The organism is Pseudomonas sp. SAS7 (assembly GCF_052112345.1).
Taxonomy (GTDB): domain Bacteria; phylum Pseudomonadota; class Gammaproteobacteria; order Pseudomonadales; family Pseudomonadaceae; genus Aquipseudomonas; species Aquipseudomonas putida_Q.
In genome coordinates this window covers 46,110-66,411 of record NZ_JBEGGO010000020.1, presented here as the reverse complement: position 1 = coordinate 66,411, position 20,302 = coordinate 46,110, and the positions used below count along the sequence as shown (strand labels likewise).

Below are 20,302 nucleotides of genomic sequence, written 5' to 3'. Positions count from 1 at the left end.
CCTTGGGGAAGGTCCTTAGCAATGCGCCAGTACGTACCATCTGCAGTGAGTTCGCCACGCCTGATCGTTTCCGCCATCGGCGTCGCGCTTAGCGCCACATCGGTGTATGCCGCCGACCCGGCCGCCAGCAGCGCGATCACCCTCGACGCCACCAGCGTCAACGGCAAGGCTGAACAGGCCAGCACCGATTACAAAGTCGAGAAGGCCGCCTCGCAGAAGTACACCGCGCCGCTGGTAGACACCCCGCGCTCGGTCACCGTCATCCCGCAGCAAGTGATCAAGGACACCAACGCCCTGACCCTGCAGGACGCCCTGCGCACCGTGCCAGGCATCACCTTCGGCGCCGGCGAAGGCGGCAACCCGCAAGGCGACCGCCCGTTCATCCGCGGCTTTGACGCCCAAGGCGATACTTACCTTGACGGCGTGCGTGACACTGGCGCGCAAACCCGCGAAATCTTCGCCATCGAGTCGGTAGAAGTGGCCAAGGGCCCGAACTCCGCCATCGGTGGCCGTGGTGCCGCTGGCGGTACCATCAACCTGGTGAGCAAGCGTGCGCACCTGGGCAACTCGCTGGACGGCGCCTGGACCTGGGGCAGTGACCAGACCCAGCGCTACACCTTCGATGGCAACTACCAGTTCAGCGACACCGTTGCCGGCCGCCTGAACCTGATGACCCACGAAAGCAACGTTGCTGGCCGCGACAAGGTCAACTACGACCGTTGGGGTATCGCCCCGTCGCTGGCCTTCGGCCTGGGCACACCGACCCGAGTCAACCTCGACTACTACCACCTGGAAAGCGACGACCTTCCGGATTCGGGCATCCCGTACACCATCCCGACCAACGGCAGCGGCGGGCGCACCTCGGCACACCCGAGCAAGCCGAATGACGGCGGCGACAGCGACAACTTCTATGGCCTGACCGGCCGTGACTTCCGCAAGAGCCGTGTAGACATCGCCACCTTCGCGATCGAGCACGACCTGACCGACTCGCTGACCATCAAGAACACCCTGCGTCACGGCAACAGCATGCAGGACTACATCCTGACCCAGCCTGACGACAGCAAGGGCAACGTCAACAACGGCAGCGTCTGGCGCCGTGCCAACAGCCGTGTCGGCAACACCGCCACCACCACCAACCAGACCGACCTGTTCGGCGAGTTCTACGTCGGTGGCATGAAAAACAGCTTCTCGACCGGTATCGAACTGAGCCGCGAAGAAAGCGACCGTTCGTCCTACACCGTCGACACCGACACGGTCCCTGGCGGCGCTGCCAATACCAACTGCACCCCCGGCATGATCGGCGCCACCAGCGGCTACAACTGCACCTCGCTGAGCAACCCGAACCCGGATGACCCGTGGAACGGTGCCATCTCGCGCAACTACGCCGGCACTACCACCAACAGCAAGACCCGTGCGCTGTACGTGTTCGACACGCTGGAGCTGACCCCCGAGTGGCTGGTCAACATGGGCCTGCGCTACGATCACTTCGACACCGACTACAAGACCTACAACGCTGCTGGCACCACCACCGCCAAAGGCAAGGATGTCAGCGAATTCGTGACTGGCCAGCTGGGCCTGGTATGGAAACCGGCCGAAAACGGCAGCATCTACGTGTCCTACGCCACCTCTGCAACACCACCAGGCTCGATGCTCGGCGAAGGTACAGAAGGCAACCCGCTGGGTGGCACCCCGGACCGTAACGGCAACCTGCTGGCCAGCGACATGGAGCCAGAGGAAACCACCAACTACGAGATCGGCACCAAGTGGGACCTGCTCGACCAGCGCCTGTCGCTGACCGCTGCGCTGTTCCGCACCGAGAAGGAAAACGCCCGCGTTCAGGTGGACACCACCACCTACGAAAACGTCGGCGAAACTCGCGTACAAGGCATCGAACTGTCGGCCAGCGGCAAGATCACCGACAAGTGGCAGGTATTCGCCGGCTACACCTACATGCAGGCTCGCCAGATCGACGGCGGCCCGCTGGGCAAGGCCAACGATGGCAACCAGTTGCCGAACACCCCGAACAACAGCGCCAGCCTGTGGACGACCTACTCGATCACGCCAAAGCTGACCGTGGGCGGTGGTGCGTTCTACGTGGATGACGTGTACGGCAGCGTGGCCAACACCACCATGGTCGACAGCTACGTACGCTACGACGCCATGGCCGCCTACAAGCTGACCAAGAACGTCGACCTGCAGCTGAACGTGCAGAACCTGACCAACGAGGTGTACTACGACAAGGCCTTCTCCACCCACTTCGCCAACCAGGCGGCCGGGCGGACTGCACTGTTGACCACCAGCGTCCACTTCTAAAGCAACAACCAAGGGCCCCGTTCATTCCAGTGAGCGGGGCTTTTGCGTATCAAGGCATAATGCACGCCGCGCAGTCTGCGGCAGCAACACAAGGTGATCGATGTGGTGAAGAAGACGCTGTTCCAATTGCACTGGTTCTTTGGCATCACCGCTGGCCTGGTGCTGGCCTTGATGGGCATCACCGGGGCGCTGTACTCGTTCCAGGAAGAACTGCTGCGCGCGTTCAATGCCGACGTGCTCAAGGTCGAAGTGCGCGCCGAGGGCGTACTGCCGCCGGCCGAGCTGGTGCAACGGGTCGAGGCCCAGCAACACGACAAGGTGTCGATGCTGTGGGTTGACGTGCGTGAAGGCAATGCCGCACGCATCTTCTTCATGCCGGCACCGGGCGAGCGCCGTGGCGAGCTGCGCTATGCCGACCCGTATACGGGCGAACTCAAAGGTGAAGTGGCCGGGCAAGGCTTCTTCAACCTCATGCTCAACCTGCACCGTTTTCTGGCCATTGGCGACACTGGCCGGCAGATCACCGGCGCCTGCACCCTGATGCTGGTGTTCTTCTGCCTGTCCGGCCTGTACCTGCGCTGGCCGCGCAAGGCGCTGGACTGGCGCACCTGGCTGACCTTCGACTGGGCCAAGAAAGGCCGCGCCTTCAACTGGGACCTGCACGCCGTGGCCGGTACCTGGTGCCTGCTGTTCTATCTTCTGTTCGCCCTCACCGGCCTGTTCTGGTCCTATGAGTGGTACCGCGAAGGCCTGAACAAGCTGCTGGCCGACGCGCCGGCAGCCGGCCAGCAACAAAAACGCGGCGAAGGCCGTGGCCGCCACGGGCCGCAGAAGGTCGACAAGAACGCCCCGCCGCTGGTGGTCGACTACGACGCCATCTGGGCCAACCTCAAAAACGCCGCAGGGCCAGGCCTTGCCGCCTACAACCTGCGCCTGCCACCGGTTGGCGGCCAGCCGGCCAACCTGTTCTACCTGCTGGACAACGCCGATCACCCGCGCGCCTTCAACACCCTGGAACTGGACCCGGCCACCGGCCAGGTTAAAAGGCACGACCGCTACTCCGACAAATCCTTCAAGGCCCAGCTGCTGCAGAGCGTCTACGCCCTGCACGTGGGCGAATACTTCGGCCTGCCGGGGCGCATCATCGTCACCATCGCCAGCTTGACCATGCCGCTGTTCTTCGTCACGGGCTGGCTGCTGTACCTCGACCGCCGCCGCAAGAAGCGCCAGGTCCGCGCAGCCCGTGGCAACGTCGCCACCGGCACCGGCAGCGGCGACAGCTGGCTGATCGGCTTTGCCAGCCAAAGCGGCTTTGCCGAACAACTGGCCTGGCAAAGTGCCGGCCAGTTGCAGGCAGCCGGCCTGCCGGTGCAGGTACGCGCGCTGGCCGAACTGCGGGAAGACGACCTGCGCCAGGCTCGCCGCGCATTGTTCGTGGTCAGTACCTTTGGCGACGGCGAAGCACCCGACAGCGCCCGCGCCTTCGAGCGCAAGGTGCTCGGCCAGCCGTGGGCACTGAACAACCTCAACTACGCCCTGCTCGCCCTCGGCGACCGCCAGTACCCGCACTTCTGCGGCTTCGCCCGTCGCCTGCAGGCGTGGCTGGGTGAGCGCGGTGCCAGCAGCGCGTTCAGCCCGGTGGAGGTGGACAACGCCGACCAGGCCGCCCTGCAGCAGTGGCAGCAGGAGCTGGCGCAACTGACCGGCGCCCAGCCAGTGGCCGCCTGGCAGCCGCCAAGCTTTGGCAACTGGTCACTGGTGCGTCGCGAACTGCTCAACCCGGGCAGCCAGGGCCAGCCGGTGTACTTGCTTGGCCTGCTGGCTGAAGAGCCTGCCAGCTGGGAAGCCGGTGACCTGGCTGAAATCCTGCCGCTCAATGGGCAGCCACGGATCGACGCGTTCCTCAAGGGCATGGCGCTGGACGCCAGCGCCCCGGTACAGGTGAATGGCCTGGGCGAAACACTTGCCCAAGCCCTCGCTGGCCGCCAGCTGCCGGCGCGCCGTGATCACCTGATCGGCTTGCAGCCGCAAGCGCTGGTAGACGCCCTGGTGCCGATCGGCAGCCGCGAATACTCCATCGCCTCGATCGCCAGTTACGGCGCGCTGGAGCTGATCGTGCGCCAGGAGCGCCATAGCGATGGCAACCTGGGCCTGGGCTCCGGCTGGCTCACCGAATACCTGCCCATGAACGGCACGCTGAGCCTGCGCCTGCGGCGCAACAGCGGCTTCCACCTGCCGGAGACCCCAGCACCGATGATCCTGATCGGTAACGGCACCGGCCTGGCCGGCCTGCGCAGCCTGATCCGCGCACGGGTAAATGCTGGCGAACAGCGCAACTGGCTGCTGTTTGGCGAGCGTAACCGGGCGCATGACCTGCTGTGTGGTGATGAGCTGCAAGGCTGGCTGCAGAGCGGCGACCTGGCACGCCTGGACCTGGCGTTCTCGCGGGATCAGGCCGAGAAAGTGTATGTGCAGGATGTGTTGCTGCAGCAAGCCGAGGAATTCAAGCGCTGGGTGGCGGATGGCGCCTGCGTGTATGTCTGCGGCAGCCTGCAAGGGATGGCTGCGGGGGTGGATGCGGCGCTCAACGGCATGCTTGGGGAAGCCGCTGTGCAGCAGTTGATTGAGGATGGGCGGTATCGGCGGGATGTGTACTGATCATCTATTGATTTAACCAGCGCCGCCCTCTTCGCGGGTAAACCCGCTCCCACAGGATCATCACAGATTACGAAGACTGTGCAGTACCTGTGGGAGCGGGTTTACCCGCGAAGAGGCCGGTACAAGCTGTCAGTGTAAATCGAAGGTATCGGCATCCAGGTTGGCCGGGAACTTGGCCCGGTACGCCGCCAGTTCCGACGCACTCAGCACGGCGGTAAACACCCCGTCTGCCTCGCCGGCACTGAGCAGGCTCTCGCCCTGGAAGTCGAGCACCTGGCTATCGCCCGAATAGGCAAAGCCCTTGCCGTCCGTGCCCACCCGGTTCACTGCCGCCACATAGCACAGGTTCTCGATGCCCCGCGCCGGTAGCAGACGGTTCCAGTGCTGGCGGCGCGCAGCCGGCCAGTTGGCGGTATACAGCAGCAGGTCGGTGTCCTGGGCATCACGGCTCCACACCGGGAAGCGCAGGTCGTAGCAGATCAGCGGGCGAATCCGCCAGCCCTTGAGCTCGAACTGCACCTGGCGTTCACCGGGGGTGTAGTGCTTGTGCTCACCGGCCATGCGGAACAGGTGGCGCTTGTCGTAGTGCAAGATCTCGCCGTCCGGCCGCGCCCATAGCAGGCGGTTGCGGTGGCTGCCATCGGCGGCCTGGATGATCACGCTACCGGTAATCACCGCGTTGCACTTCTTCGCCTGGGCCTTGAGCCACTTGTAGGTCGGGCCGTTTTCCGGCTCGGCCAAACTTTCGGAGTCCATCGAAAAACCGGTGGTGAACATCTCTGGCAGGATCACCAGGTCCACCTCTCCTACCTGCTCCAGCAGCACCTCGAAGTGTGCATAGTTGGCCTCACGGTCGTGCCAGGCCAGGGTCGTTTGCACCAGGGCGACTTTCAGGTTGGGCAGTGTGCTCAGATCGCGCATAGTCGTTCCGCTGCCTGACGCAGCGTCTCCTCACGTTTGGCAAAGCACAGGCGTACCAGGCGTTGCTCGGGGATGGGTTGCTGGTAGAACACCGATACCGGGATGGTCGCCACACCGTGCTCACGGGTGAGCCATAGCGACATGTCGACATCGTTCAGGTCCGGTCGGATCTGCGAGTAGTCCACCAGCTGGAAATAAGTGCCCGCCGTGCGGGTAAAGTTGAAACGCGAGCCATCCAGCAAGCCGCAGAACAGGTCGCGCTTGGCCTGGTAGAAAGCCGGCAGTTCATCGATATGCTCAGGGTGCTCGGCCATGAAGTCGGCCAGGGCGCACTGCAGCGGCGTCACGCCACAGAAGTTGACGTACTGGTGCACCTTGCGCAGCTCTGCGCTCAGCGCCGGGGGCGCGATCACGTAGCCGGTCTTCCAGCCGGTAACGTGGTAGGTCTTGCCGAACGAACTGACCACAAAAGCACGTTGATACAACTGCTCGTGGGCCAACACGCTGGCGTGGCGAACACCGTCGTAAACCAGATGCTCGTAAACCTCATCGCTGACCAGGTAGATATCGCGGTCGGCAATCAGCGTAGCCAACTGCTCAAGGTCTTCGCGAGTAATCAATGCACCGCTGGGGTTGTGCGGCGAATTGAGGATGACCATGCGGGTGCGTGGGCTCAGGGCATCACTGAACTTCTGCCAGTCGATACGGAAGTCGCCGTCGCTCAGTTGCACATGTACACAGCGGCCACCGGCCAGTTCCACCGACGGCTCGTAGCTGTCGTAGCACGGGTCGAAGACAATCACTTCGTCACCGGCGTGGACCACCGCCTGGATGGCACAGAAGATCGCCTCGGTGGCACCGGGGGTGATGGTCACTTCCTGGTCGGCATCCACCTGTGCGCCATACAGCCGCGCCACCTTCGCCGCCACTTGCTGGCGCAAGGCCGGCAGGCCGGTCATTGGCGAATACTGGTTGTGCCCGGCAGCCACATGCCGGCCCACTGCATCGAGCAGGGCCTGCGGGCCGTTGAAATCAGGGAAACCCTGGGACAGGTTGAGCGCGCCGGTCTGCACGGCGAGCTGGGACATGGTGGTGAAGATGGTCGTGCCGACATTCGGCAGTTTGCTGCGGATCATGGAGCCCTCTTTCCTGGGGTGTATCCGGCACGGGGTGGAGTCCGAGCATAGCGGATCGAGCAGTCAGGAAAAAGGTTGAAACAATAGGGGGATTGCTTTGGATCAAAGGGCCTCTTCGGGGTGAACCCGCGCCCACAGGTGCTGCACAATATTCAAAATCTGTGGAGGACCTGTGGGAGCGGGCAAGCCCGCGAAGAAGCTGACGCGGAATCAGCGCTTGTCGCGGCGCTTCTTCTCGGCCTTCTTGTGGTGCGACATCAAGCGGCGCTTCTTGTTGACCTGGCGGTCGGTGAGGGTGTTCTTCTTGCCCTCGAACGGGTTCTCACCGCCCTTGTACTCAATGCGGATCGGCGTACCGACCAGCTTCAGCACGCGGCGGTAGGTGTTTTCCAGGTAACGCGAGTACGACTTTGGAATGCTCTCGGTCTGGTTGCCGTGGATCACGATCAGCGGCGGGTTGGCACCACCAAGGTGGGCATAGCGCAGCTTGATGCGGCGGCCGTTGACCAGCGGCGGCTGGTGCTCGCTGACAGCATCTTCGAGGATCTGCGTCAGGCGGCTGGTTGGCCAGCGGGTCACAGCCGAGGTGAATGCGGCCTGCACCGACTTGTACAGGTTGCCCACGCCGGTGCCGTGCAAGGCGGAGATGAAGTGGATGTCGGCGAAGTCGACGAAGAACAGCCGGCGCTCCAGTTCGGTCTTCACGTAGGCGCGCTCACCCGGCTCCATGCCATCCCACTTGTTCAGCGCGATGACGATGGCGCGGCCGGCTTCGAGGGCGAAGCCCAGCAGGTTCAGGTCGTGGTCGACCACCCCTTCACGGGCGTCCATGACGAAGATGACGACGTTGGCGTCCTTGATCGCCTGCAGCGTCTTGACCACCGAGAACTTCTCGACTTCCTCGTGGATCTTGCCGCGTTTGCGCACCCCGGCGGTGTCGATGAAGGTGTACTTGTCACCATCACGCTCGAACGGGATGTAGATACTGTCACGGGTAGTACCCGGCTCGTCGTAGACCACCACACGCTCTTCGCCGAGCATGCGGTTGACCAGGGTCGACTTGCCGACGTTCGGGCGGCCGATGATGGCGATCTTGATGCCATCCTTCTCGCTCGGGCCAGGAATGCGCACGGCCTCCTCGCCTTCGGCGACGTCCTGGTCGAGGGCTTCTTCCTCGGCATCACGCGGCAGGTGGCCAAGCACGGCTTCCATCAGGGCGCTGATACCACGGCCCTGGGAACCCGCCACCGGAATGGCGTTACCCATGCCCATCGGCGAGAACTCGGCGCGGGCAACATCGGGGTCGATGTTGTCGATCTTGTTGGCGACCAGAATCGCCGACTTGTTGCGCTTGCGCAGGTGCTCGGCAATCATCTGGTCAGCGGCGGTCATGCCGGCGCGGGCATCGACCAGGAACAGCACGTAGTCGGCTTCTTCGATGGCCATGAGCGACTGCTCGGCCATTTTTTCGTCCATGCCCACTTCGTCACCGGTAATACCGCCGGTGTCGATCAGGATGAACGAACGACCCTGCCAGCTGGCATCACCATACTGGCGGTCACGGGTCAGGCCCGACAGGTCACCCACGATGGCATCGCGGGTTTTGGTCAGGCGGTTGAACATGGTGGATTTGCCGACGTTCGGGCGGCCCACCAGGGCAATTACGGGAACCATCGGCTCTCCACTCTCGAATTCTTGAAAATGCAAAGGCCGCTGCAAGGCAGCGGCCGGAGTTTGGGCGGCGTGTCCTACGCCGCGGCTTGAAACCCGCCAAGGCTTCAAGCATAGCTTCAGCGGATGGTCAGTGCCTCGAGCTTGCCGCTGTTGCCAAAGACATAGATGGTGTCGCCGACCACAAGTGGGCGGGCGCGCAGGCCATCGCTGTCGATACGCTCACGGCCGACGAAGCGGCCATCCACCTGGCTCAGCAGGTGCAGGTAACCTTCAAAGTCACCCACAGCCACGTAGCTGCTGAACACTTCAGGGGCGGTCAACTGGCGGCGAGCCATGCTGTCGTTGCTCCACAGGGCACTGGAAGAGCGCTCATCCACGCCTTCCACGGTACCCGAGGCTTCGCTGACGTAGACGTTACCGAAGCCCTGGGCGACACCCACATAGCTGGAAGCATCGCGCTGCCACAGCTCGCGGCCGCTTTCCAGGTCCAGGCCCGCTACACGGCCCTGGTAGGTGCTGACGTACAGGGTACCACCAGACAGCAGCAAGCCGCCGTCGATATCAACCACACGGTCCAGCTCGGAACGGCCCTTAGGAATGGCCACGCGGCTTTCCCACACCGGCACACCGTTGTTGATGTCTACCGCGACCACCTTGCCGGTGGACAGGCCGGCGACGGCCAGGCGGTTGGTGGCGATCGGTGCACCGGTGCCACGCAGGGTCAGTACGGCCGGGGTGTTCTCGTAGATCCAGCGGCGGTCGCCCGTGGCGGCATCCAGGCCGATCAGACGATCGTCCTGGGTCTGCACCACGACCACATCCCCGTTGTTGGCAGGCGGGGCCAGCACTTCGCTGGTCACGCGCGAGCGCCAACGCTCTTCACCGGTGCTGGAGTCCAGGGCAATGACTTCACCCTTGAGGGTGCCGAGCATGACCAGACCGTAGCCCACGCCGACAGCGCCGGAAACCTGCAGCTCCAGGTCCTTCTTCCACACCACGTCACCAGTGATGCGGTCCAGGGCGAAGACTTCGCCATTGACGTCGGACGCGTAGATACGGTCGTTCTCGATGGCCGGTACCAGGGTATTGTAGGTCTCACCCTGGCCGTCACCGATCGAACGGCTCCACTGCTTCTTCAGCACCACTTCCTTGGTGAACTTGGTCAGCTCGGCCGGGGGCAGTTCCTTCTTGCTGTTGCTGCTGCAACCGGCGGCCAGTACGGCCAGGGTCAGCACTGCTGCATGTTTCCAACCGATCACTTACGCGTCCCCTTTAGCCAGGTCATCCAGCTTCAATTGCAGGCCACCGACCGCCGCCTCATCGGACAACGCAGCCTTGGCTTTTTCGTAAGCGCTGTGCGCGTCGTCGGCGCGACCCAGCTGTACCAGCAGGTCACCCTTCAACTCTTCACGGCTGGCCAGGAAGGCTTTGTCGGCGTCGCCGTCAAGCAGCTTGAGGGCATCCTCGGCCTTGTTCTGGGCGGCCAGCACGCGGGCCAGACGCTGGCGCGAAATTTCGCCCAGGGTCACGTCGGCCGGCTTGTCCAGCACGCCTTTGAGCTCGGCAGCGGCGTCGTCGAGCTTGCCGCTCTCGACCGCGACCTTGGCCACGAACAGGCTGCCGTACTGGGCATAGGCAGTACCGCCAAACTCGCTCTTGAGCTTGCCGGCCAGTTCCGCAACCTTGGTGGCGTCTGGCTGGCCAGTCGGCGTCAGGCTGGTTTCAAGCAACGCCTGATACAGCTGCGAGGCACCTTGCGACTGGTTGCTCTGGTACTTGTGCCAGGTATTCCAGCCCAACACCACCACGCCTGCCAGCAATGCGCCAGTCAGCAGCGGCTTGCCGTTGCGGTTCCACCAGTCCTTGACCCCTGCCAGGTCATCATCATCGGTACTCGACACCCCAATACTCCTTTTCGCCTATTCGCTTGTTGAACCGCGTTACGCTTGCGCGATCGCGGTTTCCAGGTGCTCTGCAAGAGCATCCCAGGCAATGTTCTGTTGTTCGCCCTGGCCACGCAGGGGCTTGAAGCCGATTTCTTGCCTGGCCAGTTCCTCGTCACCGAGGATCAGGGCGAACAGCGCCCCGCTCTTGTCGGCTTTCTTGAACTGGCTCTTGAAGCTGCCACCGCCCGCGTTCACCGCCAGGCGCAGGCCCGGCAAGCGGTCGCGCAGGGTTTCGGACAGGCGCAGGCCAGCCAGCTCGGCCTGCTCGCCAAAGGCGCACAGGTAGACGTCGATCTGGCGGTTGATGGACTCCGGCACTTTGCCCAGGGTTTCCAGCAGCAGGATCAGGCGCTCGATACCCATGGCGAAACCGACGCCAGTGGTCGGCTTGCCGCCCATCTGCTCGACCAGGCCATCGTAGCGGCCACCGGCGCACACGGTGCCCTGGGAACCGAGCTTGTCGGTGACCCACTCGAATACGGTCTTGCTGTAGTAGTCCAGGCCACGCACCAGCTTGGTATTGATCACGAACGGAATGCCGGCCGCGTCCAGGCGGGCCTTGAGGCCCTCGAAGTGCACGCGCGAGGCTTCGTCCAGGTAGTCTTCCAGCTTCGGCGCACCCACCAGCACCGCCTGGGTGTTCTGGTCCTTGCTGTCGAGGATGCGCAGCGGGTTGCTCTTCAGGCGGCGCTGGCTGTCTTCGTCCAGTTGCTCGAGGCGCGCCGAGAGGAACTCGACCAGCGCATCACGGTAGCGCGCACGGGCTTCGCTGGTACCCAGGCTGTTGAGCTCCAGCTTGACCGCGTCCTGGATGCCCAGCAGGCCCCACAGGCGCCAGGTCAGCATGATCAGCTCGGCATCGATGTCCGGGCCGTCCAGGTTGAACACTTCCACGCCAATCTGGTGGAACTGGCGGTAGCGGCCCTTTTGAGGGCGCTCGTGGCGGAACATCTGGCCGATGTACCACAGTTTCTGCACCTGGCCGTTGCCGGTGATGCCATGCTCCAGCACGGCACGTACGCACGCGGCGGTGCCTTCGGGGCGCAGGGTCAGCGAATCGCCGTTGCGGTCCTCGAAGGTGTACATCTCTTTTTCGACGATGTCGGTCACTTCACCGATCGAGCGCTTGAACAGCTCGGTGAACTCGACGATCGGCGTACGGATCTGGCTGTACCCGTAGGTGTCCAGCAGACCGGCCACGGTGCCTTCGAAGTAGCGCCACAGTGGCGACTGTTCTGGCAGGATGTCGTTCATGCCACGGATGGCTTGCAGCGATTTGCTCACGAAAAGTCCTTACGAATTCTGTGTGTCAGCCACGGGCGATCAGCGCCGCGTCGGCTTCGACCTTTTCGGCCGCTTTCTGACGGATGAGCCTTTCCAGCTCATCGACCAGGTTGTCATTGGTCAGCTTCTGCGCCGGCTTGCCGTCGATGTAGATCAGGTTCGGCGTGCCGCCGGTCAAGCCTACATGGGCTTCCTTGGCTTCACCCGGGCCGTTGACCACACAACCGATCACCGCCACGTCCAGCGGCACCAGCAGGTCTTCCAGGCGCCCTTCCAGCTCGTTCATGGTCTTGACCACATCGAAGTTCTGCCGCGAGCAGCTCGGGCAGGCGATGAAGTTGATGCCACGCGAACGCAGGTGCAGCGACTTGAGGATGTCGTAGCCGACTTTCACTTCTTCGACCGGGTCGGCCGCCAGCGAGATACGGATGGTATCGCCAATGCCCTCGGCCAGCAGCATACCGAGGCCGACGGCGGATTTCACCGTCCCTGAACGCAGGCCACCAGCTTCGGTGATGCCCAGGTGCAACGGCTGCACGATCTGCTTGGCCAGCAACCGGTAGGCTTCGACGGCCATGAACACATCGGATGCCTTGACGCTGACCTTGAAGTCCTGGAAGTCCAGGCGGTCGAGGTGCTCGACGTGGCGCAGGGCCGACTCCACCAGCGCCGCCGGGGTCGGTTCGCCGTACTTCTTCTGCAGGTCCTTTTCCAGGGACCCGGCGTTGACGCCGATGCGGATCGGGATGCCACGGTCGCGGGCAGCATCGACCACGGCACGTACACGGTCTTCGCGGCCGATGTTGCCCGGGTTGATACGCAGGCAATCGACGCCCAGTTCGGCCACGCGCAGGGCGATTTTGTAATCGAAGTGGATATCGGCGACCAGCGGCACGCTGACCAGTTGCTTGATCTTGCCAAACGCCTCGGCCGCGTCCATGTCCGGTACCGAAACCCGCACGATATCCACGCCGGCATCGACCAAGCGCTGGATTTGCGCCACGGTGGCGGCGACATCGTTGGTATCGGTGTTGGTCATGCTCTGCACCGCGATAGGTGCATCACCACCCACCGGTACATTGCCGACCCAGATTTTGCGGGATTCGCGACGTTTGATCGGAGATTCGCCGTGCATGACTTACTGTCCCAACTTCAGGCGAGCAGTCTCGCCACTGGTGAACGGGGCAACATCGACGGCCTGGCCGTTGTAGCTGACCTGGGCGCCCCGGGCAAAGCCCAGGCGTACCGCGAACGGCGGCTTGCCGGTCAGCTCGAGGTTGTCCCCCTTGCGCTTGACGGCGCTGAACAGCACCTTGCCGTTGCCATCGGACACCTGGGTCCAGCAATCGGCGGTGAACTGGATGGCGACCTTGGCGCTGCCTGCCGGTACTGCGGCGGGCTCGGCAGCGGCCACGGCGGCTGCAGGCGCTACAGGCGCGACGGCGGCCGGTGCAGGGGTAGCCGGTGCTACCGGAGCAGGCGCTACGCTGGCTGCGGGTTGCGCAGGCACCTGCTGGGCAGGTGCTGCCGCAGCGGTAGGCGCCGGGCTTGCCGGAGCCTGTTCGGCGGCAGCAGGTTGCTCGGCTGTGCCCTGTTCCAGTGCCAGCGGCGCGCTTTCGGGCTGCTGGCCTGCGCTAACAGCCTGATCTTCAGGCTCGTCGAGCGGGTGAATCTGGGTGGTGCCGTCGGCGCTTTCGACTTCGACGTGCTCCAGGGCCATCTTGGCCAGGTCCTTGCCACGCAGGCTGCCCTGGTCCTGCCACCAGACGAAGCCACCGCCGACCACGGCCACCAGCAACAACAGGCTGACGCCGCGCAGGATATTGTGCGACAGGCGTACCGGCTCTTCGATGCGCCCCAGCGAGTGCACATCGCTGCCTTTGGCATGGGTACCGGTGTAGCGGTCGAAGGCTTCTACCAGGGTGGCCTGGTCAAGGTCCATCAACTTGGCATAGGCGCGGATATAGCCACGGGCGAAAGTATGCCCGGGCAGCTTGTCGAAGGCGCCGGTTTCCACATGGTTCAACGAACTGACAGTGAGGTTGAGCTTGCGGGCCACCTCGGCTTGAGACCAGTCCCGTTTCTCACGGGCCAGGCGCAAAAGCTCACCGGGGTTCTGGCCAGGCGCTACTGCTACTTCGGGATGCGCGGCGTTCATCGTTGCTCCGACAGGTATTGCTGATATTCCGGCGTACCGGGATAAAGTCGTTGTAATTGCTGGCCCAGCTCGGCCAATGTGCCCTGCTCGTCGAACACCCTGGCAAGGCGGCTACCCAGCAACAGGCTACGGGCATCGTGGTCGCTCAACTGGCTGAAACGATCGTAGTAGTCCCGGGCCGGCACATAATGCCTGTTTTCGTAGGACAACTCAGCCATTTCCAGCAACGCTTTCGGTTGCCGCTGGTTGAGTTGCAACGCTTTCAGCAGATACGCGTGCGCCTGGTCGCGGCGCTCAAGCTTCAGGGCAGTCAGGCCCAGGTTCTCGTACACGCGTGAGCGCTCAGGATACAGGGTATCGCTGCTGGCCAGGCGAAACATCTGCTCGGCCTCGGCAAATCGCCCCTGAGCATAAAGGAAACTGCCGTAATTGTTGCGAATTCGCGTGTCGCCCGTGCGGGCCTGCAAGGCTTTGCGAAAGTGCGCCTCGGCCAGTGCCGGCTCAGCTTCGGCCTGGAACACCAGCGCCAGGGCGGCATGTGCGTCGGCATCACGGCTGTCCAGGGCCAGGGCCTTGCCCAGCGGCGCCTTGGCCTGCTCGGTCAAACCCTGTTGCAAATAACCCAGGCCAAGCTGCACATAAGCACGCCCCGCATCCGCCCTGCCCTGGCGGCTGGCCAGGGGGTCGCCCGCGCCGCCCGACACGCAGCCGGCCAGCAGCAAAAGCGCAAGGATCGACAGCGCAGCGCGCAGGCTCATGGGCTAAGTCCCGGTCAGTGGCTGGCGGCGCTGTCTTGCAGCTCGACGTCCGCGGAAAGCTGGCGTACGGCGATGTAGCGCTCGCTGCGACGGGTGCGGTCGTTGACCTGGCCGACCAGCTGGCCACAGGCGGCATCGATGTCCTCACCACGGGTGGTACGGGTGGTGACGTTGAAACCACCGTGGTGCAACAGGTCCTGGAAGCGACGAATGGCGTTGTTGCTCGGCCGCTCGTAGCCCGAATGCGGGAATGGGTTGAACGGGATCAGGTTGATCTTGCACGGCACATCGCGCAGCAACTCAATCATTTGCGCGGCATGCTCAGGCTGGTCGTTGACGTCCTTGAGCAGGGTGTACTCGACGGTGAGCACACGCTTGCCACCCAAGGTGGACATGTAGCCCATGCACGACTCCAGCAGCACTTTCAGCGGGTACTTCTTGTTGATCGGTACCAGCTTGTTGCGCAGTTCGTCGTTAGGTGCGTGCAACGACAGGGCCAGCGAAACGTCGATGTGCTTGGCCAGTTCGTCGATCATCGGCACCACGCCCGAGGTGGACAGGGTGACGCGACGCTTGGAAATGCCATAGCCCAGGTCATCCATCATGATTTTCATGGCGGCGATGACGTTGTCGAAGTTCAGCAAGGGCTCGCCCATGCCCATCATGACCACGTTGGTAATCGCGCGGTCGACTTTGGCAGGAACGGTCCCGAAGGATTTGTTGGCAAGCCACACCTGGCCGATGACTTCAGCGGCGGTGAGGTTGCTGTTGAAGCCTTGCTTGCCAGTGGAGCAGAAGCTGCAATCCAGGGCACAGCCGGCTTGCGACGATACGCACAGGGTGCCGCGGTCGTCGGTAGGAATGTAGACGGTCTCGACGCAGCTGCCGGAGGCAACGCGGATCACCCACTTACGGGTGCCGTCGGCGGAAATGTCTTCACTGACCACTTCCGGTGGGCGAATCTCGGCAACGGCCTCGAGCTTTTCGCGCAAGGCCTTGCCTACGTTGGTCATGGCCGCAAAGTCGGACACGCCAAAATGGTGAATCCATTTCATCACCTGGCCGGCACGGAAGCGCTTCTCCCCGATTGAGTCGAAGAATTGTTCCATTTCCGGCTGGGTCAGACCCAACAGGTTGATTTTGCCAGTAGATGTCGTCATGGATTCACCCTCACCCGTAAGCTTTCGCTTAGCGAGTGGTTACCTCGGTAGCAGCGAAGAAGTAAGCGATTTCGCGAGCAGCAGCAGCTTCGGAGTCCGAACCGTGAACGGCGTTCGCGTCGATCGACTCGGCGAAGTCAGCACGGATGGTGCCGGCAGCAGCTTCTTTAGGGTTGGTAGCGCCCATCAGCTCACGGTTCAGAGCGATGGCGTTTTCGCCTTCCAGAACCTGAACAACAACCGGGCCGGAAGTCATGAAGGCAACCAGGTCACCGAAGAAGCCGCGAGCGCTGTGCTCAGCGTAGAAGCCTTCGGCTTCGGCTTTGGACAGTTGCTTGATTTTCGAGGCAACGATTTTCAGGCCGGCTTCTTCAAAGCGAGTGGTGATCTTGCCGATGACGTTTTTGGCAACTGCGTCAGGCTTGATGATCGAGAAAGTACGTTGAACAGCCATGGAAAACTCCAGAATATGAGTGTTACGAAAAATTAAACCCGCGAATTATACGCGGGTTTCAGGGGATTGCCTAACCTGCACATGACGCTTAGTCGGCTTCGTCGATCCAGGCAGCCTGGATTGCCTCAAGCACTTTCTCACCGCCGCGTGACGGATCGTCGCTGAACTCTGGCAATGCCAGCACCCAGCGGTGCAGGTCCACGAAATTCACATAACGAGGATCGACCTCAGGCTTGCTTTCTGCAAGCTGGATGGCGATCTCAAGTACATCAACCCATTTCAGACTCATGTACAGGACCTCAGTGCGGCGCTTCGGCAGCGTGGTTGAGCGAATACTTGGGGATCTCGATGGTCAGGTCGGTATCACCCACGACCACCTGGCAACCAAGGCGCGACTGCGCTTCCAGGCCCCATGCCTTGTCCAGCATGTCCTCTTCCAGCTCGTCGGCTTCTTCGAGCGAATCAAAGCCCTTGCGCACGATGCAGTGGCAAGTGGTGCAGGCCTTGACGCCGCCGCAGGCGCTTTCCATCTCGATGTGATGGTCGTGGGCCAGCTCCAGGATGTTGGTCCCGGGCTCGACCTCCACGGTCAGCCCTTCTGGGCAGAACTTCTCATGCGGCAGGAATGTCACCAGCGGCATCGGTTACTCCTCGATCTCATTCAGGTTGCGCCCGGCCAGTGCGGCTTTGACCGTCGAATCAAGGCGACGGGCGGCAAATGCGTCGGTCACCTGCGACAGACGCTTGGTCTGTTGCTCGATGGCTGCGCCATCGGTGCCGGCCAGCAAATCACGTAGTTCTTGCATCTGGAATGCAATGGCGTCGCGCTCGTCGCTGCTAAGCAGGCGCTCACCGTCGGCGTCCAGGGCGCCCTGTACCGCTTCGAGCAAGCGCTCACCGTCCACCTGGTGCTCACGCAACTGGCGGGCTTGCTTGTCGGAACCTGCGTGTTCGAAGGAATCCTTGAGCATGCGGGCGATTTCGCCGTCGGTCAGGCCGTAGGACGGCTTGACCTGGATGCTGGCTTCCACGCCCGAACCCAGTTCGCGGGCGGCAACGCTGAGCAGGCCATCGGCATCCACCTGGAAGGTGACGCGAATTTTTGCAGCACCGGCAACCATCGCCGGAATGCCGCGCAGCTCGAAGCGTGCCAGCGAGCGGCAGTCGCTGATCAGCTCGCGCTCGCCCTGCAGCACGTGAATCATCATGGCCGACTGGCCATCTTTATAAGTAGTGAACTCTTGGGCACGCGCCACCGGAATGGTGGTGTTGCGCGGGATCACTTTCTCCATCAGCCCACCCATGGTCTCAAGACCCAGGGACAGCGGGATGACGTCAAGCAGCAGCAGCTCACCGCCTTCGCGGCGGTTCCCTGCCAGGGTATCGGCCTGGATGGCGGCACCGATGGCGACCACCTGATCAGGGTCGATCGAGGTGAGCGGCGTGCGGCCAAACAGTGTACCGACAGCCTCACGCACACGCGGTACGCGGGTCGAACCACCGACCATGACCACCGCACCTACCTCCTCAAGCTCGACACCGCTGTCGCGCACGGCGCGGCGGCAGGCCTTGAGGCTGCGGGCGATCAGCGGCTCGATCATGGCATCGAAGGCGGCCCGGCTGAGCTCGCCCTGCCAGGCACCGTGACTGACGCTGACCACGTCAGCATCGGTCAGGGCTTCCTTGGCGGCGCAGGCAGCCTGCAACAGCTGACGCTGGGTACCCGGGTCGAGGTCGGAGGACAGGCCGGCCTGCTCGATGATCCAGCCAGCAATGGCGTGGTCGAAGTCGTCACCACCCAAAGCGGTATCACCGCCGGTGGCCAGCACTTCGAACACACCAGCAGTCAGGCGCAGGATCGAAATATCGAAAGTACCGCCACCCAGGTCATAGATGGCCACCAGGCCTTCGGCATTCTGGTCCAGGCCGTAGGCAACGGCAGCGGCAGTCGGCTCGTTGAGCAGGCGCAGCACGTTCAGGCCGGCCAGCTTGGCCGCATCCTTGGTCGCTTGGCGCTGAGCGTCGTCGAAATAAGCCGGCACGGTGATCACCGCGCCTACCAGGTCACCGCCCAGGGTCGCTTCGGCACGCTCACGCAGCACCTTGAGGATGTCAGCGGACACTTCCACCGGGCTCTTCGGCCCCTGGACAGTGTCGATGAACGGCATGTGCGATTCACCGCCAATGAAGCGGTACGGCAGCTGCTCGCCCAATTGCTTGACGTCGGCCAGGCCGCGCCCCATCAGGCGCTTGACCGACAACACGGTGTTCAGCGGGTCACCGGCGGCCGCTTCGCGCGCAGCCTGGCCGACCTCGTTGTGGTCAGCCAGGTAGCGTACCGCAGAGGGCAGAATGACGTTGCCCTGCGCATCGGGCAGGGGTTCGCTGCGACCGCTGCGCACGGCAGCGACCAGAGAATTGGTGGTACCCAGGTCGATACCCACCGCCAGGCGGCGCTGGTGCGGCTGAGGGCTTTGACCGGGTTCGGCGATCTGCAGTAGGGCCATGCTTATCTGAATACCTTAGGCGTCATCACGGGCAACGCCGGGTTAATCGTCGAGGCGCTCTTCCAGTTGGCGCACTTCTTGGGCGAGCTTGTCGAGGAACTGCATGCGGCGCATCAGGCGCTCGGCCTTGTCGCGCTCGGCAGGCACATCCCAGCAGGCGGCGAAATCCTCGTTCAGCGTGTCCTGGGCACCTTTGAGGCGCTTCTTGAACACGGCAACACCATCGAGGTCGGCTTCGTCCTGCAGCTCTTCGAGCTCTTCGCGCCACTGCATTTGCTGCAGCAGGAAGTCGGGGTCGTGGACCGTGACCTCCTGGGGCACTTCGTGGCCACCGATGGCCAGCAGATAGCGGGCACGGCGCGGCGCACTGCGCAGCGTCTGGTAGGCGTCGTTGAGGGCCGCGGACTTCTCCAGCGCTACCCGCTGCTCACGCTCGGAAGCGTCGGCAAAGCGGTCAGGATGGACCTCGCGGGCCAGCTCGCGGTAGCGAGTGGCCAGCTTGTCGAGGTCCAGCCGAAAGCACGGCTGGAGATCAAACAGAGCGTAATGACAAGGAGTACCCACAGCCAGCCTCAGACGTTGAAGCTTTCGCCGCAGCCACACTCACCGCGCACGTTGGGGTTGTTGAACTTGAAGCCTTCGTTTAACCCTTCCTTGACGAAGTCCAGTTCGGTGCCGTCAAGGTACACCAGGCTTTTAGGGTCGATGATGACCTTCACGCCGTGGTTCTCGAACACCTGGTCTTCGCCCGCCACTTCGTCGACGAACTCCAGCACGTAGGCCAGGCCCGAGCAGCCGGTGGTGCGCACGGCCAGGCGAATGCCCTCGCCCTTGCCGCGCCCCTGGAGGGAACGCCGCACGTGGTTGGCGGCGGCTTCTGTCATGCTGATAGCCATCAGAACTCCTTACCTCTTACCTTGCAGGCGACTTAGATCAAGCCTTTTTTCTGCTTGTAATCGCGAACGGCTGCCTTGATGGCATCCTCGGCGAGTACCGAGCAGTGGATCTTCACTGGCGGCAACGCCAGTTCTTCCGCCAGCTGGGTGTTCTTGATGGTTTCGGCTTCGTCCAGGGTCTTGCCCTTCATCCACTCGGTGGCGAGGGAGCTGGAAGCGATGGCCGAACCGCAGCCGTAGGTCTTGAACTTGGCGTCTTCAATGACGCCCTGCTCGTTGACCTTGATCTGCAGACGCATCACGTCACCGCACGCTGGAGCACCGACCATGCCGGTACCGACATCCGGGTCCTCGGCATTCATCTTGCCGACGTTGCGTGGGTTTTCGTAGTGGTCGATGACCTTTTCACTGTATGCCATGGTGCAATTCCTTCCTCA

Annotated in this window: 19 protein-coding genes; 2 read left to right on the top strand and 17 right to left on the bottom strand. The window is 63.0% G+C overall.

Annotated features, from left to right (window positions below):
- Positions 1 to 21 precede the first annotated feature (21 nt).
- Together ABI582_RS25550 and ABI582_RS25545 are read left to right on the top strand one after the other, a co-directional pair.
- Positions 22 to 2,313, top strand: a complete 2,292-nt coding sequence (locus ABI582_RS25550; protein ID WP_338746142.1) for a TonB-dependent receptor — start codon at positions 22 to 24, stop codon at positions 2,311 to 2,313.
- A 102-nt stretch (positions 2,314 to 2,415) separates the two neighbouring features.
- Complete coding sequence (locus ABI582_RS25545) at positions 2,416 to 4,971, top strand: PepSY domain-containing protein (RefSeq protein WP_442120636.1); 2,556 nt, start codon at positions 2,416 to 2,418, stop codon at positions 4,969 to 4,971.
- A gap of 129 nt (positions 4,972 to 5,100) precedes the next feature.
- Here ABI582_RS25545 and ABI582_RS25540 read toward each other — a convergent pair whose 3' ends face one another.
- The 17 genes from ABI582_RS25540 to iscU all read right to left on the bottom strand — a co-directional run bounded on the left by ABI582_RS25540 (position 5,101) and on the right by iscU (position 20,284).
- On the bottom strand, positions 5,101 to 5,892 hold the full coding sequence (locus tag ABI582_RS25540) for an amidohydrolase (RefSeq protein ID WP_442120635.1): 792 nt from the start codon (positions 5,890 to 5,892) through the stop codon (positions 5,101 to 5,103).
- A complete protein-coding gene (locus tag ABI582_RS25535; protein ID WP_442120634.1) occupies positions 5,880 to 7,028 on the bottom strand; it encodes a pyridoxal phosphate-dependent aminotransferase in 1,149 nt (382 codons plus the stop codon). Before ABI582_RS25535 ends, ABI582_RS25540 begins: the two co-directional genes overlap by 13 nt.
- Positions 7,029 to 7,238: 210 nt before the next feature.
- Positions 7,239 to 8,702, bottom strand: coding sequence for a ribosome biogenesis GTPase Der (der, locus tag ABI582_RS25530; RefSeq protein WP_016484982.1), 1,464 nt, complete (start codon positions 8,700 to 8,702; stop codon positions 7,239 to 7,241).
- A 116-nt stretch (positions 8,703 to 8,818) separates the two neighbouring features.
- Entirely contained in the window at positions 8,819 to 9,961 is a 1,143-nt protein-coding gene (gene bamB, locus ABI582_RS25525) for an outer membrane protein assembly factor BamB (RefSeq protein ID WP_442120633.1), read from the bottom strand.
- Positions 9,962 to 10,603: a tetratricopeptide repeat protein gene (locus tag ABI582_RS25520; protein WP_258655365.1), complete on the bottom strand. Its 642-nt coding sequence runs from the start codon at positions 10,601 to 10,603 to the stop codon at positions 9,962 to 9,964.
- 39 nt (positions 10,604 to 10,642) lie between these two features.
- Positions 10,643 to 11,932 (bottom strand): histidine--tRNA ligase, encoded by a 1,290-nt coding sequence (gene hisS / locus ABI582_RS25515; protein WP_049274109.1) that lies wholly within the window; start codon positions 11,930 to 11,932, stop codon positions 10,643 to 10,645.
- A 25-nt stretch (positions 11,933 to 11,957) separates the two neighbouring features.
- Complete coding sequence (gene ispG / locus ABI582_RS25510; RefSeq protein ID WP_016501393.1) at positions 11,958 to 13,067, bottom strand: flavodoxin-dependent (E)-4-hydroxy-3-methylbut-2-enyl-diphosphate synthase; 1,110 nt, start codon at positions 13,065 to 13,067, stop codon at positions 11,958 to 11,960.
- A 3-nt stretch (positions 13,068 to 13,070) separates the two neighbouring features.
- Positions 13,071 to 14,090 (bottom strand): RodZ domain-containing protein, encoded by a 1,020-nt coding sequence (locus ABI582_RS25505; RefSeq protein WP_442120632.1) that lies wholly within the window; start codon positions 14,088 to 14,090, stop codon positions 13,071 to 13,073.
- Entirely contained in the window at positions 14,087 to 14,848 is a 762-nt protein-coding gene (pilW, locus tag ABI582_RS25500; RefSeq protein ID WP_258911694.1) for a type IV pilus biogenesis/stability protein PilW, read from the bottom strand. The genes ABI582_RS25505 and pilW overlap by 4 nt, the downstream gene beginning before the upstream one ends.
- A 14-nt stretch (positions 14,849 to 14,862) precedes the next feature.
- Entirely contained in the window at positions 14,863 to 16,008 is a 1,146-nt protein-coding gene (gene rlmN / locus ABI582_RS25495; RefSeq protein ID WP_016484976.1) for a 23S rRNA (adenine(2503)-C(2))-methyltransferase RlmN, read from the bottom strand.
- A 28-nt stretch (positions 16,009 to 16,036) separates the two neighbouring features.
- Positions 16,037 to 16,462, bottom strand: a complete 426-nt coding sequence (gene ndk / locus ABI582_RS25490) for a nucleoside-diphosphate kinase (RefSeq protein ID WP_008092560.1) — start codon at positions 16,460 to 16,462, stop codon at positions 16,037 to 16,039.
- A gap of 88 nt (positions 16,463 to 16,550) precedes the next feature.
- Positions 16,551 to 16,751 carry a Fe-S cluster assembly protein IscX gene (iscX, locus tag ABI582_RS25485; RefSeq protein ID WP_003248529.1) on the bottom strand — a complete coding sequence of 67 codons (201 nt, stop codon included), beginning with the start codon at positions 16,749 to 16,751 and terminating at the stop codon, positions 16,551 to 16,553.
- A 10-nt stretch (positions 16,752 to 16,761) separates the two neighbouring features.
- On the bottom strand, positions 16,762 to 17,103 hold the full coding sequence (gene fdx / locus ABI582_RS25480; RefSeq protein WP_016501396.1) for an ISC system 2Fe-2S type ferredoxin: 342 nt from the start codon (positions 17,101 to 17,103) through the stop codon (positions 16,762 to 16,764).
- Between the two features lie 3 nt (positions 17,104 to 17,106).
- Positions 17,107 to 18,969, bottom strand: a complete 1,863-nt coding sequence (gene hscA / locus ABI582_RS25475) for a Fe-S protein assembly chaperone HscA (RefSeq protein ID WP_442120631.1) — start codon at positions 18,967 to 18,969, stop codon at positions 17,107 to 17,109.
- A gap of 42 nt (positions 18,970 to 19,011) precedes the next feature.
- Entirely contained in the window at positions 19,012 to 19,533 is a 522-nt protein-coding gene (gene hscB / locus ABI582_RS25470) for a co-chaperone HscB (RefSeq protein ID WP_016501398.1), read from the bottom strand.
- An 8-nt stretch (positions 19,534 to 19,541) separates the two neighbouring features.
- On the bottom strand, positions 19,542 to 19,865 hold the full coding sequence (gene iscA / locus ABI582_RS25465; RefSeq protein WP_016501399.1) for an iron-sulfur cluster assembly protein IscA: 324 nt from the start codon (positions 19,863 to 19,865) through the stop codon (positions 19,542 to 19,544).
- Between the two features lie 32 nt (positions 19,866 to 19,897).
- A complete protein-coding gene (iscU, locus tag ABI582_RS25460) occupies positions 19,898 to 20,284 on the bottom strand; it encodes a Fe-S cluster assembly scaffold IscU (RefSeq protein ID WP_003248539.1) in 387 nt (128 codons plus the stop codon).
- Positions 20,285 to 20,302 lie beyond the last annotated feature (18 nt).

Bases quoted from the DNA above. Each gene is read 5' to 3' on its own strand.
- ABI582_RS25505 (WP_442120632.1), bottom strand. From the start codon at position 14,090: ATGAACGCCGCGCATCCCGAAGTAGCAGTAGCGCCTGGCCAGAACCCC.
- pilW (WP_258911694.1), bottom strand. From the start codon at position 14,848: ATGAGCCTGCGCGCTGCGCTGTCGATCCTTGCGCTTTTGCTGCTGGCC.
- ispG (WP_016501393.1), bottom strand. From the start codon at position 13,067: ATGCACGGCGAATCTCCGATCAAACGTCGCGAATCCCGCAAAATCTGG.
- ABI582_RS25535 (WP_442120634.1), bottom strand. From the start codon at position 7,028: ATGATCCGCAGCAAACTGCCGAATGTCGGCACGACCATCTTCACCACC.
- ABI582_RS25540 (WP_442120635.1), bottom strand. From the start codon at position 5,892: ATGCGCGATCTGAGCACACTGCCCAACCTGAAAGTCGCCCTGGTGCAA.
- iscA (WP_016501399.1), bottom strand. From the start codon at position 19,865: ATGGCTATCAGCATGACAGAAGCCGCCGCCAACCACGTGCGGCGTTCC.
- der (WP_016484982.1), bottom strand. From the start codon at position 8,702: ATGGTTCCCGTAATTGCCCTGGTGGGCCGCCCGAACGTCGGCAAATCC.
- ndk (WP_008092560.1), bottom strand. From the start codon at position 16,462: ATGGCTGTTCAACGTACTTTCTCGATCATCAAGCCTGACGCAGTTGCC.
- rlmN (WP_016484976.1), bottom strand. From the start codon at position 16,008: ATGACGACATCTACTGGCAAAATCAACCTGTTGGGTCTGACCCAGCCG.
- iscU (WP_003248539.1), bottom strand. From the start codon at position 20,284: ATGGCATACAGTGAAAAGGTCATCGACCACTACGAAAACCCACGCAAC.
- hscA (WP_442120631.1), bottom strand. From the start codon at position 18,969: ATGGCCCTACTGCAGATCGCCGAACCCGGTCAAAGCCCTCAGCCGCAC.
- fdx (WP_016501396.1), bottom strand. From the start codon at position 17,103: ATGCCGCTGGTGACATTCCTGCCGCATGAGAAGTTCTGCCCAGAAGGG.
- ABI582_RS25550 (WP_338746142.1), top strand. From the start codon at position 22: ATGCGCCAGTACGTACCATCTGCAGTGAGTTCGCCACGCCTGATCGTT.
- iscX (WP_003248529.1), bottom strand. From the start codon at position 16,751: ATGAGTCTGAAATGGGTTGATGTACTTGAGATCGCCATCCAGCTTGCA.